Consider the following 23,676-nt stretch of genomic DNA (forward strand, 5'->3'; position numbering starts at 1 on the left):
ATAAAAATAAGTGCGAGAATTTAGTTTATATAAAACACACTATAGGTGACATTTTAATCTTTCTTTAATAAGAGTTTGCTAATTGAAAATACACTTAATAAGCTGCAATGCTTAAATTTATTGAGCGGCTACTAGTATGGCTACGAGGTGAAACCTTAAAGCTGCTATTGTTAGCAGGAATATTACTTCTTGTTTGGGGAACGCTATCACCTGTGGGAACATTAGTGTGGTGGCTGAGTCAAAGTGCCGATAGTTTGGGGTTGAACAGGAATCAAAACCGCAAGTTAGCATCTGGAGTAAACACCAAGCGGTACGCTGTAGGAAGTCGTACTAAGACTATCAAATCTACAAAAATTGATTGCTACGTTATTTATCTACCAGGAGTAGGAGATTTCTCTGCCAATGAGCAGACTCCCGGCGAGGAATTTTTTCTCAAACATCTAATAGAACTTCATCCCAACTGTGTAGCGGTTTTGGATGTGTTCCCTTATTCTGCTGCTAACGAGAGTCTGGGAGGGCAAAGATTACTGGCTCCCTTGTGGCGTGCTGCCAAGGATGCAGACGGTTGGTTCTCCAATGCAGATATTCTGATTAAAATTCGTAATCTTTGGCGATTTGCCATTTCTGCGGATGAACGCTACGGTTCTATCTATAATCTGGGTATTGCTAATGCAATCATTGATCGCATGAATGCTGCACATCCCATGCCGCCATCTCACAACCAACCTCTCAAGCTAGTTTTAATTAGCACCAGCGGTGGAGCACAAGTTGCACTTGGAGCAGTTTCCTACCTTGAGCAGCGGCTTAATGCAAAGCTTTTTGTAGTTTCTGTTGGAGGTAGCTTCGATGGTAATACTGGTTTTGAGGCGGTTGACCAGATGTATCACCTCCAAGGTAGTCGAGATTGGGTCGAGGACATTACCCGCTTACTGTTTGCCTCGCGTTGGCCTTTGACGGTTGGCTCTCCCTTTAACCAAGCCCTTCGTGAAGGGCGTTACACTGTTCAAGTCAGCGGCCCTCACGCTCACGATGGAGCAGAAGGCTATTTTGGTCAAGCATTTGTAGGAACGAGCAAAACCACCTACGTTCAATTAACGCTACAGAAAGTTAATCAGCTCCCTATTTGGTCTAACCAAAAAAAGTAATTCAATAACCCCTTAACAAAAATTAGGATGTGACATCTGCTCAACTGGTTAAAATTTCGTCAGAGTGGAGATAGAAGTTTTGGCATTGCTGATTAAGAATATGAGTTTTGTTTCGCATATAGACGCAAAATTAAGCTCATCCCACCCATAAAAGGGGATGGGATAACACGAAAGACTGTTGACTGTCAACGGCCTAAAAAGGCGTCTTTCATCAGCTACCGAGAAGGAAAGGGTTTTCCCGACGCCTTTTTATAAGAGTTTTAAAGACTTAATTTTGGAATTTCATACTTCAATTCAGCAACACCAAAGTTTTTCTCTCACTTTTTCATAAAGCTTAAATGACTCAAATATTTGAAGCCCCAACCCAAATAGACCACTATGTCTGTGTTGCTAAACTTGCAGATGTTCAGGCAAAAGGTAGTTTGTTAGTCAAGAGTGAAAAACATACTATTGCTTTGTTTTACTCAGATAATCAAGTCTATGCAATTGATAACCGTTGCCCTCACATGGGTTTTCCCCTCCACGGCAGCACATGCAAAGATGGCATTGTTACCTGTCCCTGGCATTATGCCCGCTTCGACCTCGCTAGTGGTGGAACTTTCGACTCTTGGGCAGATGATGTGCCTTCCTTTCCTGTAGAAATCCGGGATGGCGAAGTTTGGGTAAATTTAGCTCCCCCGATTGATCTCCATGCTCATCACTATCAGCGTCTTCAAGATGGCTTAGAACAGAGTATCTCGTTAGTTATTGCTAAATCAACGATCGCTTTACTAGATATGGGAGCAGATCCCACTAAACCATTCCAGATGGGATTGGAATTTGGCACTCGTTACAACAAAGCAGGGTGGAGTTCTGGCTTAACCATCCACACTTGCATGATGAATTTGCTGCCCTATCTAGATGTAGAAGATAGACCCCGCGCCCTTTTCCAAGGACTTTCAGCAGTAGCCAACGATAGCGCAGGTGCACCGCCTCACTTTGTGGTTCACCCATTGCCTAATTCCAATGTTGATTTAAATACTCTCAAAAGTTGGTTTTGCCAGTTTGTTGAGGTGCGAGATAGTGAAGCCGCACAGAGGTGTCTGGTATCTGCAATTCGGGCAGGGGCAAATTCAGCGCAAATTGCAGATATGTTATTCACAGCTGCCACAGACCACCGCTACATTGATGTCGGTCATACTCTTGACTTCATCAACAAAGCGCTAGAAGCACTTGACGCTATTGGTTGGGAAGGGGCAGAGTCAGTTTTGGCAAGTCTAGTGTCTGGTTTGGCAAGTGCTGCCCGCATGGAGGAGTCTAATTCCTGGCGCTACCCTGTAGATTTGGTGACAATTCTGGAGTCTACTTTTGAACAGTTACCCGCAGCTTTGGAAACAGGACGATCGCAACAAGGAAAGTGGTCAGGCCGGGATGAATTAGTTCCTATTTTATTAGGGGAAGACCCACAAGCGATCGCAAACTCTCTGCTTAATGCCCTACAAGCAGGTTGTACTGAAGAACAATTAGCGGGTGTAGTAACTTACACAGCAGCCCTCCGCGTTGCTCGCTTCCACACTAACAACGACTTTGGAGACTGGAATTCAGCACACCATCCGTTTACCTTCGCCAATGCAGTGCATCAAGGCATCCGACGAGTTCCTTCATTGGAACTACTGCGGGGTGTGTTTGATGCCGCCATGAGCGTTTATCTCAACCGCTTTTTAAATGTTCCACCAGCACGACTCCCAGAAGCAAAAGACGCCGCTGAAAATCCCGAAGAATTGCTGAAGCAATTACCAGATTTGTTGGATCGTCAGCAACAGGTAAATGAAACAGGTAAATTGGTGGCTCATTATTTGTACAGTGGCGGTTCTTCGGAAAAGTTGATGGCAATGTTGGGTAAATTGATGTTGCGAGAAAACCGAGATTTTCATGTGATTCAGGAAATGGAAGCAGCTTTCCGGCAATATTCCTTACTGGGTGAAACTGCTGCTGGTATTCACGTACTGATTGCGGCTTCTCGGTATTTGGCAGCACACGCGCCGACAATGCGATCGCAAGGGCAAACCTATCAAATCGCGCATCGGTTGCATAAGGGCGATCGCCTGTTTGAGGAATCTTGAGCTACTGACACCTAAAACGCAAAGGAAACGCGGAGTAACGCAGAGTTTTGCGTAAATTTGGGGTGCGTTACGTGTGAAATACATGCCGTACGGTAAGCTCAGACGGGTAATGAGTTGGATTATCAGGGAGTTATGAAATCAGCTAACGCACCACTGACCTGGAAAACGACATTCTCGTTTGTTTCCCTTGTTACCCTAATCGTTTTACTCATTGGCTGGCTAACTTCGGCTGGAGTATTGCCAATAAAGCGAGTAATTGATTATAGCGATACTGAGGTCAAATTCATCCAGGTTTGGATCTGGCTGGCGATCGCAATTGGGCTACTTCTTCCAGGAATTGCATTCTTAATTTGGATTAATCGCCCTGAACCTCGTAATATCCTGGGTTTTTATCTGTTAGTTCTAATTATTCAGATTGTGAGTGAGCAAGTTTTCAGTAGTATTTGGTTCCCTAGTTTAGTTGTGCCGATTGGAATACTCTACACCGCGTTTCGGCTTTGGCAACTCTGGCAGGGTCAAAAACTGATCAGGATAACCACTCAACTGAGCCGCTTGAATCATACGATGATGAGTGGTTTGCTGTGGTTGTCGATCCTGTTCTGGGCAAGTAACTTGATTATGCTGCTGGTTCTGCCGTTACCTAGTATTTTGTAGATCGTTGCAACTGCCGAAAATCAGATTAAATCTCAGATCTTGCACTCCTCCAACAGGAACGGGGCGTAGCCCCAGAGCGAATTACTATGCTATTTAATGTTTTCAAGACTCCTAATACCCTTTCATCTATTGAGGTAATTCCTAGTTGGCGTGTAGTTTGGGGAAGATTAGATACCCTCACAGCAGATGTAGTGTGGCGAGATGACCAATTCGCAATTAATTCTTCACTCACCACAGAGCAATTTGCACTCAGTCCCACAGAGCAATTCGTGATAGTTGGAGATGTATGGTTAAGTAACCGGGTGGAGTTGCTGCAAAGATTGGGAGTCGAGCCGAATAGCTTTTTAGGAACTGATCGCCAGTTGATTGCTCAACTTTGGGAAAAATGGGGTTTTGAATGTCTAAAGCTGTTGGTGGGGATGTTTGGGTTAGTGGTTTGGGATCGTCAACAGCAAATATTGTGGCTAGGACGCGATCGCATTGGTAGCCGTACCCTCTACTACACTACCATCGGTTCAGTTCGCTCGATTGCGCCGAAATTGCGATCGCTCACACCTTATCGCTCAGCTGAATTGGATTTGGTGGCGTTGCGAGATTATCTCTGTTGCGCCTTTGTACCGGGAGAACGCACGCTTTGGAAACAAGTGCGGGAAGTGCGTCCAGGAACAGTTTTAGAAATGCCTTCAGAGAAAATTCATACTTATTGGCAACTACAACAGCAAATTACACACGCGGATCAATTTTTAGTGTGGCATGGCGATCGCCTCCGCTCCCTACTTGATCAGGTTGTTCAGGAATATTTACCACAACAAGCCGTTGGTGTTTTGCTATCAGGGGGTTTAGACTCTAGCAGCATCACCGCTTTAGCTGCAAAGTTTCATCATGCACCAGTTCACACCTACTCAATTCATTTTGGTTCGGAATGCCCCAATGAGTTAGAGTTTTCTAGTTTGGTTGCACAACATTGCCAAACTCAACACCACATTCTCGAAATTACCTTCAAAGATATGTGGGAACGCTTGCCAGAGACAATGGGCTATCTTGATGATCCCATCGGTGATCCGTTAACAGTGCCAAACTTGCTCGTGGGAAGAATGGCGCGAGAGGATGTACAGGTTATTCTCAATGGTGAAGGTGGTGATCCATGTTTCGGCGGGCCTAAGAATCAACCGATGCTGATTAATAACTTATATGGTGTCATCAATCAAGATTCACTGCAAGCATATCTAATTGCTTTTCAGAAGTGTGCATTAGATTTGCCGCAACTTCTAAAACCGGAAATTTGGACATCTGTAAAAACAGAACCATCGATATTTTCTGCTGATTTAAATTCTGATGACAATTACTTAAATCGGTTAATGGCACTGAATATCAAGTTTAAGGGATCTGACCAAATCCTCACCAAAGTTAATAACTTAACTCAAGCAGCTGGTTTACACGGGCGATCGCCTCTTTTCGATCAGCGAGTGGTTGACTTGAGTATGCAAATTCCCCCAGAATACAAACTTTCTGGAGTAGAAGAAAAAGCAGTACTCAAACAAGCGGTTTTAGATATCTTACCAGATGCGATTATTCATCGTCCTAAAAGTGGCATGATGGTTCCTGTGCAACTAGGATTTCGCAAATATTGGCAGCGAGAAGCTAGAAAATTATTGTTAAATAAAAAGAGTGCGATCGCACCATATATCAATCAGTCATTGCTACGCGACTGGTTAGACTATCGAGGGGATATTTGGGGTCGTTATGGCGTTAAACTTTGGTTATTAGTAAGTTTAGAAATTTGGTTACAAGTAAATCAGAAATGAGGAGATTAACCAAAACTTTGAACAGCATACATATCATTGCCTGGATCACCGACTAAAATTAAATTGCTGTCATCACCTTGTAAATTGCTACTACCAGCAATACCCCGTTGCAAAACTTGAATCAGTTTTTGCGGAGTAAAAGATTCTAATTCTACAAACTTTCCCAATTCCAAAAATTCTATTTCTTCCGTAGATAAACCCTGACGAATTTCTCCGGCTAATTCTTTAGCTGCTTGTGCCGAATCTGGAGAGGATTGAATAAACATGCCGCGCTTAGTAGCAATAATCTGACGTGGTGTTAATCCTATATCAATAACAACAACATCACTATCTTTAAACCATTTAGGACTAGTACGAAGACGGTGAACTAAACCGATTCCTTGAGGACTGCAATCATGTAAAGCATAAACTTGTAAATCGGGATTGCGGCGCAGCATTTGCATTGTCGTGTCAAAAATACTTTGAGGATATCCATTAATGCCGAGAATTGCACAATTATTTTCAAAGTGAAAATTGTTAGCAATTAATAATTGAGCAATGACAGCACTATCACAAACGATTAATCTATCAAAACTATAAGCAGTCACATCAGGATTAACTTTTGTTAGCGTATTTTCAGCACGAGGAGCAGGTAGAAGTTTGAGATTGGAATTATTGATTTCTTGCCAGCGCTTTAGCCAATCTTGAAATTGAGATTGAGAAAATAAAAATTCTTGTGTTAGCAATCCACTTCTACTTAGCTGTCTAGTTCCCAAGTATATCGATAGCATCCCCATAATAACGACAATGAGAAATAGACTGAATGAGTTAAAAGTGAGCAAACTATTATAAATTCCAATAGCAAGAATTATACATCCTATTATTTGTAAGCTTTTAGCATATTTTTGGCGATATTTTATGTTTATTTTACTTGATTTAGATTTTGTATAAAAATAGTATATAAAACATATATTAACTATAAGCGATATTATTAGCGATGAATAAGATCCTAGTAATGCCAATGTAAATTCACCTATTAATAGTGATATAAAAATATTAAAAAGTACATAAATAAATATATAACCAAATATTGAAGCAGTTTTGAATTTTATCCGATTGTCTAATAAGTAATAAAGTTGCTTAGGAGTGAAAAACAAAGTGTTATTTGTAGAGATATCAGCTATAGCCTTCGCAAACATAGGATCAGTAATCTTAACATTACCCATGCTGGTCGGTTCAAATACAAACGGATGTTGGCATTTTGTACAGCGACCTTGGTTAGCCGTCCGGTCTTTGAGATTATTATCAGTTCCGCAGTTAATACACTTCATAATGATTGTTGAATTTTCAGTTATCAAGCACTTGATTTGTTAGTAAAACACTGTAATCCTCACGCTGACGAATCAATCGGTGTGTGCCATTTTCTAGCAAAACTTCCGCAGGTTTGGGGCGATGTAAAAAGTGAGACGACATGGCATAACCATAAGCACCCACATCTAAAATGGCAATGATGTCACCAACTTCTAGCGCTGGTAGTTGGCAATTTTTCCCTAAATAATCTCGTGAATAGGTAGTGTTACCACAGATATCAGTTGTGTAAATTTTATCTGTTTTCTTCCAACAGACGATTTCTCGATAGCCACCATGCACCGAAGGAACTGAGAGATTAGCAACCGTGGTATCAACTCCAAGAATTTGCTTCTGTGCTTGCCATTTTACAGAAACAACTTGAGCAAGCAAAATAGCACATCCAGCGATCGCAGCTCGTCCCGGTTCAATCACTAAGTCAATTTCCCTCCCCAAACGAGTAATTCTATCAGTCAACTCAGTCCCAAACAGTTCCCAATCAAAAGCTGCACCCCCATGATGATACGGATAGCCAAAACCACCACCAAAATCCAAATATTCCCAATCTGGTAACTGTTGTGCTGTAGCTAGCACCGTATCAATCACCTGCGTAAAAGCTGCTGTGGCATTAGTTCCAGTACCCCGATAGAAGTGTAATCCACTCAGTTTCAGTCCAGCCTTACGAGTTAAAGCGATCGCATCACAAAACTCCTCTGGACGCACACCAATTCGGCTATCTCCCGTAACTTCCGGCAAATTAAGCCGTAAACCCAGCCGAATATATCTCTCTCTGCGCCTTTGCGTCCACCGAAGCTCAGATCGGCGGAAGCCGCCGCTCCGACTTCTCTCTGCGTGATCCAAAAAAACCCCACAACACAACTGCAACTGAGCAAGACTATCAAGATTAAGAGTTGTCACTCCCCAATCAAGAACTTGTTTCATCTCAGTTCGATTCAAATTACTCCCGCTATAAACAATCTCACTAGCGTCAAAACCTGCTTGCAACCCCAAGTAAATATCTCCTGGTGTATTAGCGTGAAGTCCCCACCCAGATGAGCGAAAAATTTTTAACAGCGCAATATTGCCATTAGTAACACTGGCAAAACGAAATTGAGTACGGGGATAACTTACAGCCTTCGTAATGTGCTCAATAGTATGACGTAAGCGATCGCCCTCATAAACATACAGCGGAGAACCGTAGGTAATCAACAACTCCTGAGCAAGTTCCCAACAAAATGGGGGAGTAGAAAAATTGTGAGTTGAATCATTTAAATTAGTTACTCTGTCCATCAATTACGAATTACGAATTACGAATTACGAATTATTCGGTAGTTTCTCCATAACCTACTAGGCAACCAAAACGGATGATCCCAGGATTTTTTGCCTAGTTCTTCACCTAAGACATGCGATCGCCAAAGTTGCCACATCATAAGTAACCAAAGAATCTCACCAATGCGACGACCTTGGATAGCTCCTCCCAGTTTACCTTCGACGATTTGCGCTGCTATGTGAGGAGAAAAGCGATTTTCCGCACTAAGTATACCCGGATTTAGCCAGATGCCAACTTGATGCCACAATTCATTTAAACACCACAATGTTAAGGGAACTCCCATACCGCGTTTTTGCCGCCAGACAATTTCCGGTGGTAGCCAATTTTCCACCGCCCGTTTGAGGATATATTTCTCACAAGCTCCTTGCAAGCAGAGTTCTCCAGATAAACTGAACGTCCACTCGGCTAAAGGTAGGTAACAAAAAGGCGATCGCACCAACAATCCATGAGCAAATCCTAGAGAAGTAGCACGAGGGTGGATATTCTGTGCGCCTTTGAGCATCAAATTGGCACGGCGGAGGCGATGCAGTAAAGATTTACACAAAGTTGGATCAAGAGCCTCTAAAAGCCAGTCTTGAGGATGCAAGTTTTTGATCTGTGCATATACTTCCGGCTGAAAAACTTCAGCTTCATATCCCCAAAGCCGATGAAAGGTGCGTAAATACTGCTGGATAAAATTTTCCTCTTTAAGTTCCGTCTGATAAACACCTGCGGCAATCAAAGGCTTATTCGTCCAACCACCAAATAACTGATCGCCACCTTCGCCATTAAAAATTACCTGAGTTTCTTGACTAGCTCTCTGCGCCAAAAGATACAATGGAACACTTACCCCATCTCCAAATGGCAAATCTAGCGATCGCACAGTCGGAATTAAGGCATTTTTGATAGAGCGTGGAGTCACCTCAACTTTTACCAGAGGAATTTTGAGAAACTGAGCAACTTGTTCAGCATAAGGATATTCTGGAAGTCCTACTGAACCAAAATCTAGAGTGTAAGCGCGGACTTTCACCCCAGCTTGCACCAGCAGCGCCGCCACTACTGAAGAATCAAGTCCGCCAGACAGAAACACCCCAACAGGCTCATCCTTTAAATCGGCAATTTGTTGTTGAATCGAGTCTTGGAGGAGGGTTTGCAGCTGGGTTGCTGCGGCTTCTTCCGTTAACTGTTCTGAGGCTTCCCACCACGAGTGGATTTTCTTAGATTGAGGTTTTGGAAGCACACTTGATTGCTCATTGTGCCAAACCAGTTCAGTCCCCGTCGGAACTGCAAAAACTTGAGCAACTGGGGTTAAGGGAGTTGGGACATAAGAAAAACAACTATAGCCATACAACCCAGGAATACTGACTTCTGGCTGTTTTAAAATCTGTAAGAGTAACTGTAGTTGAGATGCAAACCAAATAACCTGTCCTTGCTGAGTCCAATACAAAGGCACTTTTCCGAAAGGTTCTCTTCCCAAAATTAGGCAGTTGTTTGCTTGTAAACTCACCCAAGCATCGGGTGCAGTAAATATTCCTGATGCCGAGATAGCAGCAATTTGATTTTGTAATGGTAAAGAATTTTTACCAAGTCCAACATAAGCAACATTCCAAATGGGGTGAAGACAATTCTCCTGTTGAGATAACTGGTTTATCGGCGTAGTTGCGTGCATCTCTACACTAGTTAGCAGCGTTTCCAACTCACGTTGAGCGCCGTAACCCCAATACCCAATAAAGTGATGTGGGATATTATTATTCATTTTCCCTTTCCCCTTTCCCCCTCCCCTTTATTAAGTCCTTCTACTTAACTTCAAAGGTTTCATCACTAATCTGACGACCATTTAAAAACATCTGCACCTGCCAATTACCAACGGTTGCAGTAGAGCTAATAGGATAGCGACAGTAAGTATCCCAGACAGACGTATTAATCTCACGGGTTTGATAGCGATTTTGCTTGACAATTTGACCGCTGGGGTCAATCCAATTACAGGAAAGAGCTAGCTTTTTACCCAAGGGTGCATCCTTTAAAGTCACACGGTAAAAAACTTCTGGATTGTTTTGGCGAGAGATAGTATCTAGTCCGCTGCTATTATCTGCGAGGGTGAGGCGGTCTTGTTGAGCAGAAACACGCGAGAGTACAGAGTTTTGCTGCTGGATGAAAAATATTGTACAGGCGATCGCCACCAATAAAGATCCAACCACTCCAGAAAAAATCCATCGATTCCTTCGTTGCTGCACCTCTAATGCTTGCCGGCGACGTAACTGGATGAGCGCTTCATCGAGTAACTCTGGCGGTAAATTCAACTCTTGTAAAATTTCCCTAACCTGCTGTAGGTCAAGTTCCGCATCCTGACGTATTTGCAACCCTTCTACTTCAGTTACTATTTGTGTTAATTGCTCTTGAGTTAGTCGCTGTGTCATAGCTAATAATAACTCCTGTTGAATTCTATAGAACTAGCCCTTCAAGGTGTAATATATTTTTCTTAGTGCCTTTGTGTTTCAAAATTCAGTTTTTTAACCACTAAGAGGATATTTGAAAAGTCCTTCTCTAAGACACTAAGAGGATGTTTGAAAAGTCCTCTTGTTGGTAGTAAAACGTTCTAGATCCCCCTGAATCCCCCTTAAAAAGGGGGACTTTAATTCCGGTTTCCCCCCTTGAAAAGGGGGGTTAGGGGGGATCAATAAGTGCAAAGATACAGCCAAACACTTTTCAAACAACCTCTAAGACACAAAGGTGAAACAATACCCTAATTTCTAGAGAAATCCTAATATTTTTGCCAACAATTTATTACACTTATTAACTTCGCAACTGTTATAACTCAAAACTCATAATTCAGCACTCATTATGACTACAATTGAAGGTATCTATGAAGTATGTATTGGCATCCCAGAGCCAATTTCTGCTATTCAGTATTGGGAGCAATTTGGTTATCGCATTGGTCAAGTGGGTGAACTAACCGCAGATGTAGCCTATCAATTATATGGGGTGAATTCGTCTCTACGCTCAATTCGCCTTTATCATCAAAATGCGGATCATGGTTTGATTCGACTGATGGTTTGGCAAAACCCCACGCATCAAGGGTTGGGAACAGAGTCGATGAAAGTTAAAGGAAACCGCTGGGCAACTACTTTAACTGCCGATGTGTTAAATATTTTAAATCATGCGGAGGATGCGAAAGCCGCAGGTTGGCCTATCAGGTATACCAATTCTCACTGGGAAGTTATTTACAACAAAGAAAGGAAAAGCCGTCCTTTTGTCGAGCAGGCGGTTGGGGTACGAGAAATGCTACTGCTGCAACCCTTAGCTCGACAAGTTTTATTTCAAAGATTTGGCTATACACTACCGCATTATGGACAAATCAACTCTAATGCAGCTTTCAAGACTAGTCAATTTACCCACATGGGAATAATCACTCAAGATGACAGCAAAGAAACCTTGAAATTTTACGAAGAAGTTTTGGGGTTGCTGCGTGTGCGTGATGATGTCGAAACTAGCTATGAATCTTCAGCAGCAGGTCGAGATATTTTTGACCTCAATCCTGGTGAAAAGTTTATTGTCACTACCTTTGATGACCCGCGTTCTTCCAAGTCTGACCTGATGGCTGCACGCAGTGGCAGACTTTATGTGATTCGGTTCCCAGATTATATTAATTTAGAATCGCGCTTTGAGGCAGCCCAACCAGGTAGTTTGGGAATGTGCCTATATACTTATCGTGTACAAGGATTACAGGAATATTGCGATCGCATCAAAGCAAGTTCTATCCAAAAGCTTACAACCATTGTTAGCAATGAGTTTGGCGAGATGAGTTTCTCCTTCGTTGCACCGGATGGCTATTTCTGGACTTTGCTAGAAGTAATTATTAACTAAATAGTCAAATTTAATAAGCAAAAAGGCATATTGCTTTCTCATTTTGCCTCAATGCTTTCTCATTTCAGTAGATCACGCACTCATTTCAGTAGATTCAGCAAGCAAAAAGGCATATTGCTTTCTCATTTTGCCTAAATGCTTTCTCATTTCGGTAGATTCAGCAAGCAAAAAGGCATATTGCTTTCTCATTTCGGTATATCACGCACTCATTTCAGTAGATTCAGCAAGCAAAAAGGCTTATGGTTTTCTCGATATGCCTCAATGCTTTCTCATTCGAGTAATTTACACATTGATGACAACTATCGCTGTTTAGCAAAAGCCCTTATCAGTTAACAGTCAACAGTCAACAGTTAACAGTCTTTCGTGTTATCCCATTCCCTTGGCGGGGTGGGATGAGCTTAAAGATAAATCATCTGTAGTGAAAAGTCTAAAAATTGGCTAACCTATTTCACTTTCGTTTTTTGAGAAGATGCCATTTTTCTTTTCATTGCAATCATCAGTCCAAGAGCCGTTAGACTACCTAGAATTTCAGAGGGTTCTGGAACTTTGACAGGAGCGACTTTTGTAAAAGTGGCGTAATTTAAACTAATTTCGGACATAATTGGCTGTGGAAAACCTGCTTGCGATCGCTCATCTAAATCCCATCTACCTAGACTATAAAATGAACCAAATGCGATCGTAACTGAATCAAATGGGCCAATGGGCACGAAAAAGGCATTTTTTCCCTCAGCAAAAAGAGGTACTGAGGTTTGGCTATTCAATAAATTAGTGATTGCATTTGTCGCCGCTAAGGCATCAGTATCATCCAACAACGGTGTACTAGTGGGTTTGGCTGGGTCAAACAAATTTAAAGCTGAATCGTTAATAAAATTCACATTATATTGTTTATTCCCAATCTGCAAATCTTCAATACTCTTAGCACTATTACCCTCCAGATTTACTTTAGCAGCGTCTACTTTCACCGCTACGCCAACCCAGGTAATTACGGAAACTGTAATGGCAAAGCCTAGTTTAATTGCTTTTTTCACCAATTTTTCAGGCTCCTATAAAAACGTTACAAGACTGAGTACTATTTTTTAGTAGGTCTAATTTGTTACTATTTATGTTCAGTGCATAATGTTTTTATGACTTTGATAAGTTTACATAAACGTGGGAAATAATCAAGAGACGTTGCAATACAACGTCTCTACAATGGTCTATATTTGATTATTTGGCAGACCTTTATTCAGCAATGCCCAATTATAAAATTCAAAAACGACGGTTAATTCTAGTTTTGTTGGCTTTGATGTCTGCTCTAATGCTGGCTTTTATATCTACAGCGTTGAGTATTTATTTGTACAGCAGCAATATTAATAATAAAGCAGAAGCGGCTATTGTTCTAGGAGCAGCAGTGTGGGGAGAAGAACCATCTCCTGTGTTTAGAGAACGAATTAACCACGCCATTAATTTATATAAAAACGGTGATGTTAGTACCATCATTTTTACAGGTGGAGTTGGCGATCGCAATGAACCAGCCGAAGCCATAGTTGGTAAAAATTATGCGATCGCTCAAAGAGTTAAAGCAGCTAATATTCTGATCGAAACTCAATCTCGAACAACTTCCCAGAATCTTAAAAACGCTCTAAAAGTAGGGTCTGATAATCAATTAACCAAGTTTCTTATTGTTAGTGACCCATTGCACATGAAACGAGCCGTGTTGATGGCGCGAGACTTAGGAATGGATGCATATCCATCACCCACACCTACTACCCGCTATCGCAGTTTTCATAGTCAAATGGAGTTTCTTATGCGAGAAACTTATTTTTACCTTGTCTACCTTGTGTTAAAAATCTAACTGCCAGCTTGAGATTTTTGGAATTTTCAAGTAAAAACAATTTTGTCTGTGTCCAATCGTAAGTGATCTTGACCCGGAAAACGTGTCAAATTACTTGAATAAGTACCAAATGTTGATAGGAAAATTATACTAATGAGAATTTGGGCTGTTATATTTGTGCTGGCTTCTGCTTGTCTAATATCTGGAGTCAAAGCTGCTGAGCCGATTAATGCTACTTCTGTTTTAGCGGAAAAAACCACAATATTTTCTCAGTCAACGAATGGGAAACAGATTACTGTTAGCAAAGCTGAATTCGGCTTAAAGAAAGTTGACCCCAGCGGTCAAGCTAACTTTATCCCTACAAATAGAGTGCCACTTCAAGAGGGAAACGCCTATGGGTGGCGAATTGAACTTCAAGACTACCAGAGTGAAGTTAGATGGCGCGAAGTCCTGCGTTTACCAAAACCCCCAGAAACATGGGGTACAGATGATGGTGAAAATTTCTCAATCTCGAAAGACGGGACTACAGCGACAACGAAACGCATACAGTCAGCTACAGATGGCGTGATTGAAAATTTTTGGACGATCGCACCAGGTGATCCGCTTGGTAAATATAAGATAGAAGTCTATATTGATAACCGTTTAGTAGGTTCTTTCGAGTTTGAACTTGTTGCAGCCCTGGAGAATCGGCGGTGATTTTAGATTGGGGAGTGGGGGGCAGAGGGGCAGGGGGGGGCAGAGGGGCAGGGGGAGAGAATAATTAATGACAGACAAATACTTCTCTACGAGAGGCTGCGCCCTAAGCTTAGCTATGCCGCAGGCTTTACGGCTTCTCTACGAGACGCTACGCGAACGCTCAGTACAAGTGACAAATGACCAATGACAAATGACTCCTGTCTCCTGTCTCCTGTTAATAGACCAGTGCCATTCTCATAGGTAGTGCTGTACTACAACTTCATAAACCACTAAACTCCAGTTATAACAGTCGCTAAAAAGATAAATCATGCCACTACTTCATATCCTTCATTTAGTTGGGTCTGCACACAACGAATTTTACTGTGATTTATCACGCCTTTACGCTCAAGACTGTTTAGCAGCAACAGCAGATCGATCGCGTTATGACTTTCAGATTGCATACATCACACCTGATCGCCACTGGCGATTTCCTTACTCCCTCAGCCAAGAAGATATTGCTCTGACTAAACCGATTCCTTTGTTTGATGCCATACAGTTTCTAACGGCACAAAATATTGACATCGTGTTACCACAGATGTTTTGTATTCCCGGAATGACTCAGTACCGCGCCCTATTCGATCTGCTTAAGATCCCTTACATAGGCAATACTCCAGATATCATGGCAGTAACGGCCCACAAAGCCAGAACCAAAGCAATTGTTGAAGCAGTAGGGGTGAAAGTGCCTCATGGCGAACTGCTCCGCCAAGGAGACATTCCGACAATTACACCTCCAGTTGTCATCAAACCCGTAAGTTCAGATAACTCTTTAGGGGTGACTTTAGTCAAAGAGGCTGCTGACTATGACGCTGCTTTGAAGAAAGCATTTGAGTATGCAGATGAGATTATCGTAGAAGAATTCATCGAACTCGGTCGAGAAGTCAGATGCGGCATCATTGTCAAAGACGGGGAATTAATCGGTTTACCCCTTGAAGAATATCTGGTAGATCCCCACGAGAAACCCATCCGCAACTATGTTGATAAACTCCAACAAACGGCCGATGGCGACTTGTGTTTTGCCGCTAAAGATAATATTAAGTCTTGGATTGTAGACCCTAACGACCCAATTACCCAAAAGGTTCAGCAAGTGGCTAAAAAGTGTCATCAGGCTTTAGGTTGTCGCCACTACAGTTTATTTGATTTCCGCATCGACCCAGAGGGACAACCTTGGTTCTTAGAAGCCGGATTGTATTGTTCTTTTGCCCCCAAAAGCGTGATTTCCTCTATGGCAAAAGCAGCGGGAATCCCTCTAAATGATTTATTAATAACTGCTATCAATGAAACATTGGGGAGTAATCAAAAAGCATTGCAAAATTGATATTCAAGATAGGGGCTAAAAAACCGATTCTTTGTAGAGACGTTGCAATGCAATGTCTCTACAGTCAACGAGAATTGGTCTTTTTACCAAAAATAAATCGGGTTTTTGCGATTACTGAATCGATGTTCTAGAAACGAGATATTACGAATTACTCAATCGCCGCCTAATTCAACTAGTTTGCCAATGTTGAAGTCTATCTTTACCCAGCCTTTGAGTTTTTGCAGATTTTGTAGCAGAAGTAAAGTAATTTGCCAATGGTGCAAAGTTAAAAATGGTATAGGATCATCCATGCGATAGATGGCATCTGTGCCTCTTACCAAGTTATTTAACCATGTTTGCAATTGCTTCCCAGAGCGAATACCAGTTAGTCGCCAGATTTCGTGATATAGCCAGTAAGTAGGCTTGCTATCTGCAAGAGGTTCTAGAGGTGCAGCTAGGGGAGTTTTGCCAAGATAGGCTTCGGCAACACCAGGGTGATTGTAGAACATTGTGATCGCCGAATGGGTGCGGGGGTTACATTCAATGGCGTAAGCTGTACCGTCTTCAGCTTGGATAAAGTCAAAAGACACTTGTCCAGTTAGTCTCAAACTTTTGACGAAGTGTTGTACCCATTCACGGATTTGGGGATTTTCGACATTTTCATAATTGATTTGAAATGCAGAAGAGTTTGAGCAGCAATGTAATCTTAATTCTCCATCCCGCACTGTACTATGGGTGCATAATTCTTTACCAGGAATAAACTCTTGCATAATCCAGGGTTTTTCTGGGCTGATGGGTAAACTCCTCACAAACGCTGCTGTTTCTTCTGGGGTGTCACAGGGAAGTTTGGTTAAGTTCAAACGGCGAACAGAGTCGTAGGAAATACTTTTAAGAATATATTTGCGGGTTTCTTGACTAAAATCGAAGTTAATAATTTGTTCTGGATCTGTGATTTTAAAAGATTTAGGGACAGATAAACCAAGCGATCGCGCCTGATCGGTAAAGGCAAATTTATCATCCAACATTGCAGTTATATCTGCATCGAAGTGGAAAACTTCACAGTATTCTGATAGTACAGGCTTTGCCAACGAGTCGTAGTAACTAGCTACAGGGCTGCATACGGGTACATAAACATCAATTTTCTCCTTTTTGACGATTTCCAACAAAGCCTTGGTATAGCCTTCTGGATCGTCTTGCGGTGCTGGTACTGTATAAAAACGACTCACCGCATTTGAGAATCTATGCCCAGATAACCAGTATTTGTGACCTTCAATTAAAATAACTCTGTGTCCTGCTGCGTGAAAGGAGCGAGCAAGTTGCAATGCTTTGGTCATCTTAGCGCCGCTGACTAAGATATTCTGAGGGTGAGCAGCTACGGCTGCTTGTTTCCTGAACGGGTTACGCACAATTCCCCACAGCAACGATACCAACACTACAACAGCATTGAGCGGCAAAGCAATCAGCAATAGTGTTAAAGTCCCAAGAGTTTTGAATAAAGCTACTGTCTTTGCTTTCACAACCGTTGATGGCGTTGTGGGTTGAGGCAAAGATAAGGGAATTGATTGTGTCATAAGTTTTTCCTTCGTGCAAAATACGAATCTTTCGTAGGGACACAACATTATCCATTGGTGTCAACTTCAGCTAAAAATAGCTTTACTGTTAGCCTCCTCACCCAAGAGAGAATGAATTCTCTGGCTAATAGCGAAAGTCTACTAAAGTAGACTCAGGATTTTGGGCAATATTATAGTCATCTTTAGATGACTTTTGCTATGAGCAAGGAACTTCAGTTCCTTGTGGGATATGGATTTCACGTTAAGTTGACACCAATGAACATTATCGTGTCCCTACCGCGTGTTGCCAGATGTAGGTTGGGTTTCGCGTTGCTCAACCCAACATCGGTAAGGGTGTTGGGTTGACGTAAGGAAACCCAACCTACATTTTTTTTGCAACAATTTAGCCTTGTCACGCCACTACCGCGTGTTGCTAGTTCTTAGTCACAATTACGCCACGCGTCTAATCAGGGTTATACCATCTCGTACGGGTAAGAGAACTTGCTCTACACGGGTATCTGTAGCGACAACGCGGTTAAACTGAGCGATCGCCTCACCATTAACAGTACGTTGTTCAGCTGGTAGGTAAACTTGTCCTTGCAACAAAGTATTATCTACGCAGATTAACCCATCAGGAGCAAGTAAGTGAGTATCCAAAATGATCTGGAAGTACTCTACATACTCCTTTTTATCGGCATCAATGAAAATCAAATCAAATGATTCTTTTTGAGTTGCCAGCTTGTGGAGTGTCTGTAAGGCAGGTGCTACCTCTACAATAATCTTTTTACCGTGGGTAGACTCACCAAAGCAAGCTTGAGCAAATTCGGCGACATAAGGATCTACTTCGCAAGCAATGAGTTTTCCATCACTTGGTAACGCCTCCGCCATCGCTAAGGCTGAATATCCTGTGAACATTCCCACTTCTAGGATGCGCTTAGCCTTGGTCATATGCACAAACATCTTCAGTGTTTGTCCCTCAAGATGTCCTGAGAGCATTTCTTGCTCTAATTGACGCACTGTTTCACCATCGCTGAAGCGTTTGCTCCAGTCTTCTTTGCTAGTCTTCTGCGCTAGTGCTGTCAATGCAGCCGATTCTGGGGTGGTGCAATCATCTAGGTAGGGGTCTAAACCTGCCGCTAATTGCAACCCCTGTCGTAGAGAAGTCAATATCTCTAAGGAAACATTGCTTTTCTCAGCAATTCGCAGGGTATTTTGTAGCTGCGCTACGAGAATACTATGTGGCGTTATGGGTCTTGCGGTGTCTGGTTTTAAAATGCTAGTCATGTCTTCAGACTCCCAAGAGTTTGGATTCTTCTTGGGTTTCAATGTAAGCATCAATCCCGTCACCACCACGCGGGTATGTAGCACACAGACGTTTGTGTTCAGCTAAGGCTGCATCTAGTTCTTCGCGGGTGAGGTCGTTGACAAAGAAGCACTCACCAATTGGTCGCGGCATGGCTGCGCGTTGTTTGCCATCTCGTGTCAAGCTGATAGACTGGGTGGCATACCACAGCAAATCGCCATCTAATAAAGGATGATCGATTGATAAACCGATACGACTCATCAAGCTGAGGATGCGATCGCGTTCTCCTGTTGTGATATAACCACGTTTAGCGGCAATGGTTGCAGAGAAAGCCATGTCTATATTGACGGCATGACCATGATATAGAGGAACCATCGGCGCTAATTCTAAAGTAGGACTCCAAGTGTGACCGTAGGCAATGACGCGATCGAGGTCTAATTCATGCAAGTTAGGAGTTTCTAACTCCAGCATGGTTTTGATTGCTTCGTAGTTGACTTTATGAGCGATCGCTTTGAGTTCGTTAGTGCTGTTCACATGTCCAAAGTGAGTGTACAGCAGTTCTTCGCCATATTCATCCAGCAGATCAAAGACTTCAGAATTAGATACTACAGCAATCTTGACTAACTCCGCCATCCCATTGCGAACTTGAGCCGTTGGTAAGGTTTTCAAAAAGGAGAAATCAAGAATAACTTTCAAAGGAGCATGATACGCTCCCAAGCGATTTTTCAACTTGCGATGATTAACTGCTACCTTAATCGCCACACCTGCATCAATTAAGCCAATCAGTGTAGTCGGAACGCGAATGTAGTTACTCTTACGACGGTAAGCCGCGCAAGCAAACCCAGCTACATCAGTGATTAAACCACCACCCACAACTAAAACTGGTTCTTTACGAATTAAGCCAAAATCAGAAAAAGCATCAACAATTTTTTCAAAGGTTGCAAGGGTTTTAGCTGGCTCAGTAATGGTGATGGGCAATACAGTGAGATCAATGCCATAGTGTCTAAAATATGACTTGATCTGTGTTCCATATAGTCTATTTACATTGGCATCAATCACAGTCAAACAGCGTCCGAATTTCTCATAGCTGTCGGCAATTTCCCTGTTATCGATATCGAATGCACCGTTCACATAAACAAGACTAAACTCAATTTTTTCGTAACCTTCTACATGAAACGAAGATTCTGTTGCTTCAAACGACGCTTGGACATTATTCATTGCTGTTGACCTTAATACAACTGAAATTATGAGAATTCAAGACAATTCAGATTTACCATAATGCAGCCCAATAACGAAGGATGCTCTTTATTCCTCTAGATTAAAGGCATCTTAAAATAAGCTTTTTTTAAAAAAGCTCACTTATATTATTGGCAAGCGATGTTACTAAATAACACCACTTTCTCTAGGTAAATTCTTTGATTTAACCGCTCATTCGCGATCGCCTGACAACTAGTCAACTAATCCTATTAGCAATATCTTGCCATAGACACTTGCACCCTTCCAGGATTATTGACCTAAGAAATTAACCTAAATTTAGATTAATTTCATTATTTCATCTACAATGGCTCCGCCACTGTTCGGCTCTGCAAAACTTGTATCATAAAAAACTGTTCGGATTGTTGATCTACACCAGGCTTCCATTTAAGATTACAGCCCTGATTCACCTTCAGTTCGCTGTTTTTTAGCATTAGTCTCGAACCTTATATCGTTAAACTTGCTACAGTCTGTTTGACTCCGAATAACAGTACAATTTCAGTTTTTTCAGTCAAGTTACTGCTCAGTATTAAAAATACTAACGTCAGGAACTTATGAAAACTCAGAATTTAGATCTATTCAGAGTTGCTAATGGTAAAACTTGGTACAACTCCATTTTAAGGAGAGATTGCATGGAAAAAAGATTTAAAGAACGGTCTTATTGGCTTTATTGTTCTAAACTAAGGCTATTTCAGCTTGAACCAGCAGATAATGTACTAGTCAGTAAATTAGAACAACAATACAAATCATAACATAAAGCAATACGAATCATAACATTGTGTACTCAGATTTGAGTAAATGAGTACATCAATAATGAGGCATCATTAAGATTGATGATGTGTCTAACGCTGTAAATTCTTATGCAACAGCCATTTCCCGGTGAAGTATTTGCCAACACTGCTGATTTTGATATTGGTATTCGGCAACTCTTACCCCGATACGACGAGATGCTGGAGGTAATTACACGGTGTCTGCATACCACAAATAGCCGCATTTTAGAATTAGGCTGTGGTACAGGCGAACTCAGTCTAAAGATACTCAACCGTTGGCCAGATGCTCAAATAATTGCTTTAGATTACTCACCCCGAATGCTGGAATTTGCTCAAAACAAAATCACAGCAGCAGGATATCAAAAACAATGGACTGGAATTCAAGCAGACTTTGGCGAGTGGGCAAACAATCCAGAAGGATTGCAGATTGATCGCAAATTTGATGCCTGTGTATCATCTTTAGCAATTCACCATCTCCAAGACGAGATGAAGTTAAAGTTATTTCAACGAATTGCTACCAGCCTAAGTCAAGGTGGTTGTTTTTGGAATGCAGATCCTATCTTGCCTGAATCACCCCTCTTAACAGAAATTTACAAAGCAGCGCGAGAGGATTGGGCAAAGCAACAGGGCACTAATTTGGCAGAAGTTAACGCTAAACGTAGCACTGTTACTACACAAGGTTATTCGAGTCAAGATCAGCTAGCTACCTTGGATGCTCATTTGCAAATGTTGAGCACATCTGGGTTTAAGACGATAGCAGTACCTTGGAAGTATTACGGTTTGGCTGTATTTGGGGGCTGGCTGTAGAAATTAGAGATACCCGTATTTTAAATTTTCCATTCCCCAGCAGCAATAAAATGTAATAATTTACACAATTTTCCTAGACAAGAACTATTATATAAACCCATTGGGTCTGTGAAAGAAGTCTTGCTGCCTAACGTAAGGATTTTGATTGAAACTTGCGTTATTTAAGCTTGACTGATGTTTTTATGCAATGTTTCCAGATTTAAAGTAACCCGTGAGGGTACTGTCCATTCCCTATAACCCTGTCCGAAAATACAAAGTAGAAAAAACTGCAAGAAGACAAAGCAGGGATACGCCATTGGTATCCTCATACTTTCCCTGATAAGCGCTCAGACCTCCTTTGTGGTTTGGGAAAAGGGTAAAGGGGAAAGGTGAATTCAAACATTTCCCCTTTTCGCTTTCCCCTTTAACCAAAAAATATTGGTTTGTATCCATTTTTCAACAATATTGTTGAATTTACTTGCTATCACTTAGTTTTAAAAGGAGAATATCTTGGATGACTCGAAAAAAGAAATCAGCTAAGCTTAACTGTGAGCATCCACTCTACTCTAGATGCCCGATTTGTTGTATCGTCCCGCCGCACATGCTGGAGAATGTCGCTGTAAATGGCACTCCTCAGCAGCGTAGTTGGGCTTTTCAAACATTAAATGTATCGGCACAGGTTCGCGGACGACGAAACATAGTAGGTAATATATCGTTTGCGCCCTCTACCGGTGAAAAACGCCGCACCATCTACGATGCTAAAAATGGTCAGGAACTCCCTGGTACTCTAGTGCGTGGCGAGGGAGATCCTCCTAGCACTGATGAAGCTGTAAATGAAGCTTACGATGCTGCTGGTGCTACTTATGACATGTTTTATGAGTTATTTGAGCGTAATTCTATTGATGATAAGGGTCTGCGTTTAGATTCTACTGTGCATTATGGTGTCAATTATGACAACGCCTTTTGGAATGGCGACCAGATGGTTTATGGTGATGGCGACCAACAAATATTCCAACGCTTCACTAAATGCATTGATGTGATTGGGCATGAGTTAGCTCATGGTATAACTCAGCACGAAGCAGGTCTACTGTATTATGGCGAACCGGGGGCATTGAATGAGTCATTTTCTGATGTCTTTGGTTCCCTGGTAAAGCAGAAGGCAAAAAATCAGACAGCACAAGAAGCAGACTGGCTTATCGGTGAAAATCTTTTGATGCCAACTGTCAAAGGTGTTGGCATCCGGTCATTGAAAGCACCTGGAACAGCCTATGATGACGCTGTGCTGGGTAAAGATCCGCAACCCGCGTACATGAAAGACAAGTACACTGGTGAGGAAGATAACGCTGGAGTACATATCAACTCAGGTATTCCCAACTATGCCTTTTATTTAGCTGCTGTTGAGATTGGCGGTTACGCTTGGGAAAAAGCTGGCACAATATGGTACATAAGTTTACGCGATCGCTTGCGTGCCAAAGCAGATTTTAAAAAAGCCGCCAACATAACTATCAAAGTCGCTGGAGAACTCTACGGTAATGGCTGTATTGAGCAGAAAGCTGTGCAAAATGCTTGGAAACAGGTAGGAGTTTTGTAGGGTAGGAGGTAGGAGGTAGGAGACAGGAGGTGGGAGGTGGGAGACAGGAGGTAGGAGGAACAGGGGAGAGTGTAGATACTCATTCGGCTGTCTCAAAAGCCATTTCGGTTGTCTCAAAAGCCATTTCGGTTGTCTCAAAAGCCATTTCGGTTGTCTCAAAAGCCATTTCGGCTGTCTCAAAAGCCATTTCGGCTGTCTCAAAAGCCATTTCGGCTATCTCAAAAGCCATTTCGGCTGTCTCAAAAGCCATTTCGGCTGTCTCAAAAGCCATTTCGGCTGTCTCAAAAACCATTTCGGCTGTCTTGAAAACAGATTCATCTATCTCAGAACCTTAAACTACCTCCTCCACTCATTACTCAGCACTCATTACTCAGC

Annotated in this window: 19 protein-coding genes; 10 read left to right on the forward strand and 9 right to left on the reverse strand. The window is 42.1% G+C overall.

The window, feature by feature from the left end; translation table 11 throughout:
• Positions 1-107: 107 nt before the first annotated feature.
• The 4 genes from FNW02_RS04840 (at position 108) to FNW02_RS04855 (ending at position 5,706) form a co-directional block, all read left to right on the forward strand.
• A complete protein-coding gene (locus FNW02_RS04840) occupies positions 108-1,145 on the forward strand; it encodes a hypothetical protein (RefSeq protein ID WP_191756432.1) in 1,038 nt (345 codons plus the stop codon).
• Positions 1,146-1,483: 338 nt separating this feature from the next.
• The gene (locus FNW02_RS04845; RefSeq protein WP_191756433.1) at positions 1,484-3,247 is read left to right on the forward strand and encodes a Rieske (2Fe-2S) protein; all 1,764 of its coding nucleotides are present in this window, start codon (positions 1,484-1,486) and stop codon (positions 3,245-3,247) included.
• Between the two features lie 132 nt (positions 3,248-3,379).
• A complete protein-coding gene (locus FNW02_RS04850; RefSeq protein ID WP_191756434.1) occupies positions 3,380-3,901 on the forward strand; it encodes a hypothetical protein in 522 nt (173 codons plus the stop codon).
• Between the two features lie 86 nt (positions 3,902-3,987).
• Positions 3,988-5,706 carry an asparagine synthetase B family protein gene (locus tag FNW02_RS04855; protein WP_191756435.1) on the forward strand — a complete coding sequence of 573 codons (1,719 nt, stop codon included), beginning with the start codon at positions 3,988-3,990 and terminating at the stop codon, positions 5,704-5,706.
• Between the two features lie 5 nt (positions 5,707-5,711).
• Here the strand turns inward: FNW02_RS04855 and FNW02_RS04860 are convergent, their stop codons facing one another.
• Genes FNW02_RS04860 through FNW02_RS04875 form a run of 4 tightly spaced genes read right to left on the reverse strand, consistent with a single transcriptional unit; the run spans position 5,712 to position 10,758 of the window.
• Entirely contained in the window at positions 5,712-7,043 is a 1,332-nt protein-coding gene (locus tag FNW02_RS04860; protein ID WP_348535364.1) for a toprim domain-containing protein, read from the reverse strand.
• Entirely contained in the window at positions 7,033-8,322 is a 1,290-nt protein-coding gene (locus FNW02_RS04865) for a diaminopimelate decarboxylase family protein (RefSeq protein WP_191756437.1), read from the reverse strand. The genes FNW02_RS04860 and FNW02_RS04865 overlap by 11 nt, the downstream gene beginning before the upstream one ends.
• A 17-nt stretch (positions 8,323-8,339) precedes the next feature.
• On the reverse strand, positions 8,340-10,097 hold the full coding sequence (locus FNW02_RS04870; RefSeq protein WP_191756438.1) for an asparagine synthetase B family protein: 1,758 nt from the start codon (positions 10,095-10,097) through the stop codon (positions 8,340-8,342).
• Between the two features lie 40 nt (positions 10,098-10,137).
• Complete coding sequence (locus tag FNW02_RS04875; protein WP_191756439.1) at positions 10,138-10,758, reverse strand: DUF3859 domain-containing protein; 621 nt, start codon at positions 10,756-10,758, stop codon at positions 10,138-10,140.
• A gap of 424 nt (positions 10,759-11,182) precedes the next feature.
• Between FNW02_RS04875 and FNW02_RS04880 the strand changes: the two genes are divergently transcribed.
• The gene (locus FNW02_RS04880; protein WP_191756440.1) at positions 11,183-12,205 is read left to right on the forward strand and encodes a VOC family protein; all 1,023 of its coding nucleotides are present in this window, start codon (positions 11,183-11,185) and stop codon (positions 12,203-12,205) included.
• Positions 12,206-12,648: 443 nt separating this feature from the next.
• Here FNW02_RS04880 and FNW02_RS04885 read toward each other — a convergent pair whose 3' ends face one another.
• Positions 12,649-13,233, reverse strand: a complete 585-nt coding sequence (locus FNW02_RS04885; protein ID WP_348535365.1) for a PEP-CTERM sorting domain-containing protein — start codon at positions 13,231-13,233, stop codon at positions 12,649-12,651.
• Between the two features lie 203 nt (positions 13,234-13,436).
• Between FNW02_RS04885 and FNW02_RS04890 the strand changes: the two genes are divergently transcribed.
• The 3 genes from FNW02_RS04890 to FNW02_RS04900 all read left to right on the forward strand — a co-directional run bounded on the left by FNW02_RS04890 (position 13,437) and on the right by FNW02_RS04900 (position 16,068).
• Positions 13,437-14,039: a YdcF family protein gene (locus tag FNW02_RS04890; protein WP_191756442.1), complete on the forward strand. Its 603-nt coding sequence runs from the start codon at positions 13,437-13,439 to the stop codon at positions 14,037-14,039.
• 132 nt (positions 14,040-14,171) lie between these two features.
• Positions 14,172-14,714 (forward strand): hypothetical protein, encoded by a 543-nt coding sequence (locus FNW02_RS04895; RefSeq protein WP_191756443.1) that lies wholly within the window; start codon positions 14,172-14,174, stop codon positions 14,712-14,714.
• Positions 14,715-15,021: 307 nt separating this feature from the next.
• Complete coding sequence (locus FNW02_RS04900) at positions 15,022-16,068, forward strand: D-alanine--D-alanine ligase family protein (RefSeq protein WP_191756444.1); 1,047 nt, start codon at positions 15,022-15,024, stop codon at positions 16,066-16,068.
• Positions 16,069-16,220: 152 nt separating this feature from the next.
• On the opposite strand, the gene FNW02_RS04905 is transcribed toward FNW02_RS04900, so the two are convergent.
• The 3 genes from FNW02_RS04905 to FNW02_RS04915 form a co-directional block, all read right to left on the reverse strand.
• On the reverse strand, positions 16,221-17,618 hold the full coding sequence (locus FNW02_RS04905; RefSeq protein ID WP_191756445.1) for an ATP-grasp domain-containing protein: 1,398 nt from the start codon (positions 17,616-17,618) through the stop codon (positions 16,221-16,223).
• Between the two features lie 429 nt (positions 17,619-18,047).
• Positions 18,048-18,881 (reverse strand): O-methyltransferase, encoded by an 834-nt coding sequence (locus FNW02_RS04910; protein WP_191756446.1) that lies wholly within the window; start codon positions 18,879-18,881, stop codon positions 18,048-18,050.
• Positions 18,882-18,885: 4 nt separating this feature from the next.
• Complete coding sequence (locus FNW02_RS04915; protein WP_191756447.1) at positions 18,886-20,118, reverse strand: sedoheptulose 7-phosphate cyclase; 1,233 nt, start codon at positions 20,116-20,118, stop codon at positions 18,886-18,888.
• A gap of 896 nt (positions 20,119-21,014) precedes the next feature.
• On the opposite strand from FNW02_RS04915, the gene FNW02_RS04920 reads away from it, so the two are divergent.
• A complete protein-coding gene (locus FNW02_RS04920) occupies positions 21,015-21,731 on the forward strand; it encodes a class I SAM-dependent methyltransferase (protein ID WP_191756448.1) in 717 nt (238 codons plus the stop codon).
• Between the two features lie 493 nt (positions 21,732-22,224).
• Positions 22,225-23,301, forward strand: a complete 1,077-nt coding sequence (locus tag FNW02_RS04925; RefSeq protein ID WP_191756449.1) for a M4 family metallopeptidase — start codon at positions 22,225-22,227, stop codon at positions 23,299-23,301.
• Between the two features lie 79 nt (positions 23,302-23,380).
• On the opposite strand, the gene FNW02_RS04930 is transcribed toward FNW02_RS04925, so the two are convergent.
• A complete protein-coding gene (locus FNW02_RS04930) occupies positions 23,381-23,593 on the reverse strand; it encodes a hypothetical protein (RefSeq protein ID WP_191756450.1) in 213 nt (70 codons plus the stop codon).
• Between the last annotated feature and the right edge of the window lie 83 nt (positions 23,594-23,676).

It is taken from the genome of Komarekiella delphini-convector SJRDD-AB1 (genome assembly GCF_014831675.1).
Lineage (GTDB): Bacteria > Cyanobacteriota > Cyanobacteriia > Cyanobacteriales > Nostocaceae > Komarekiella.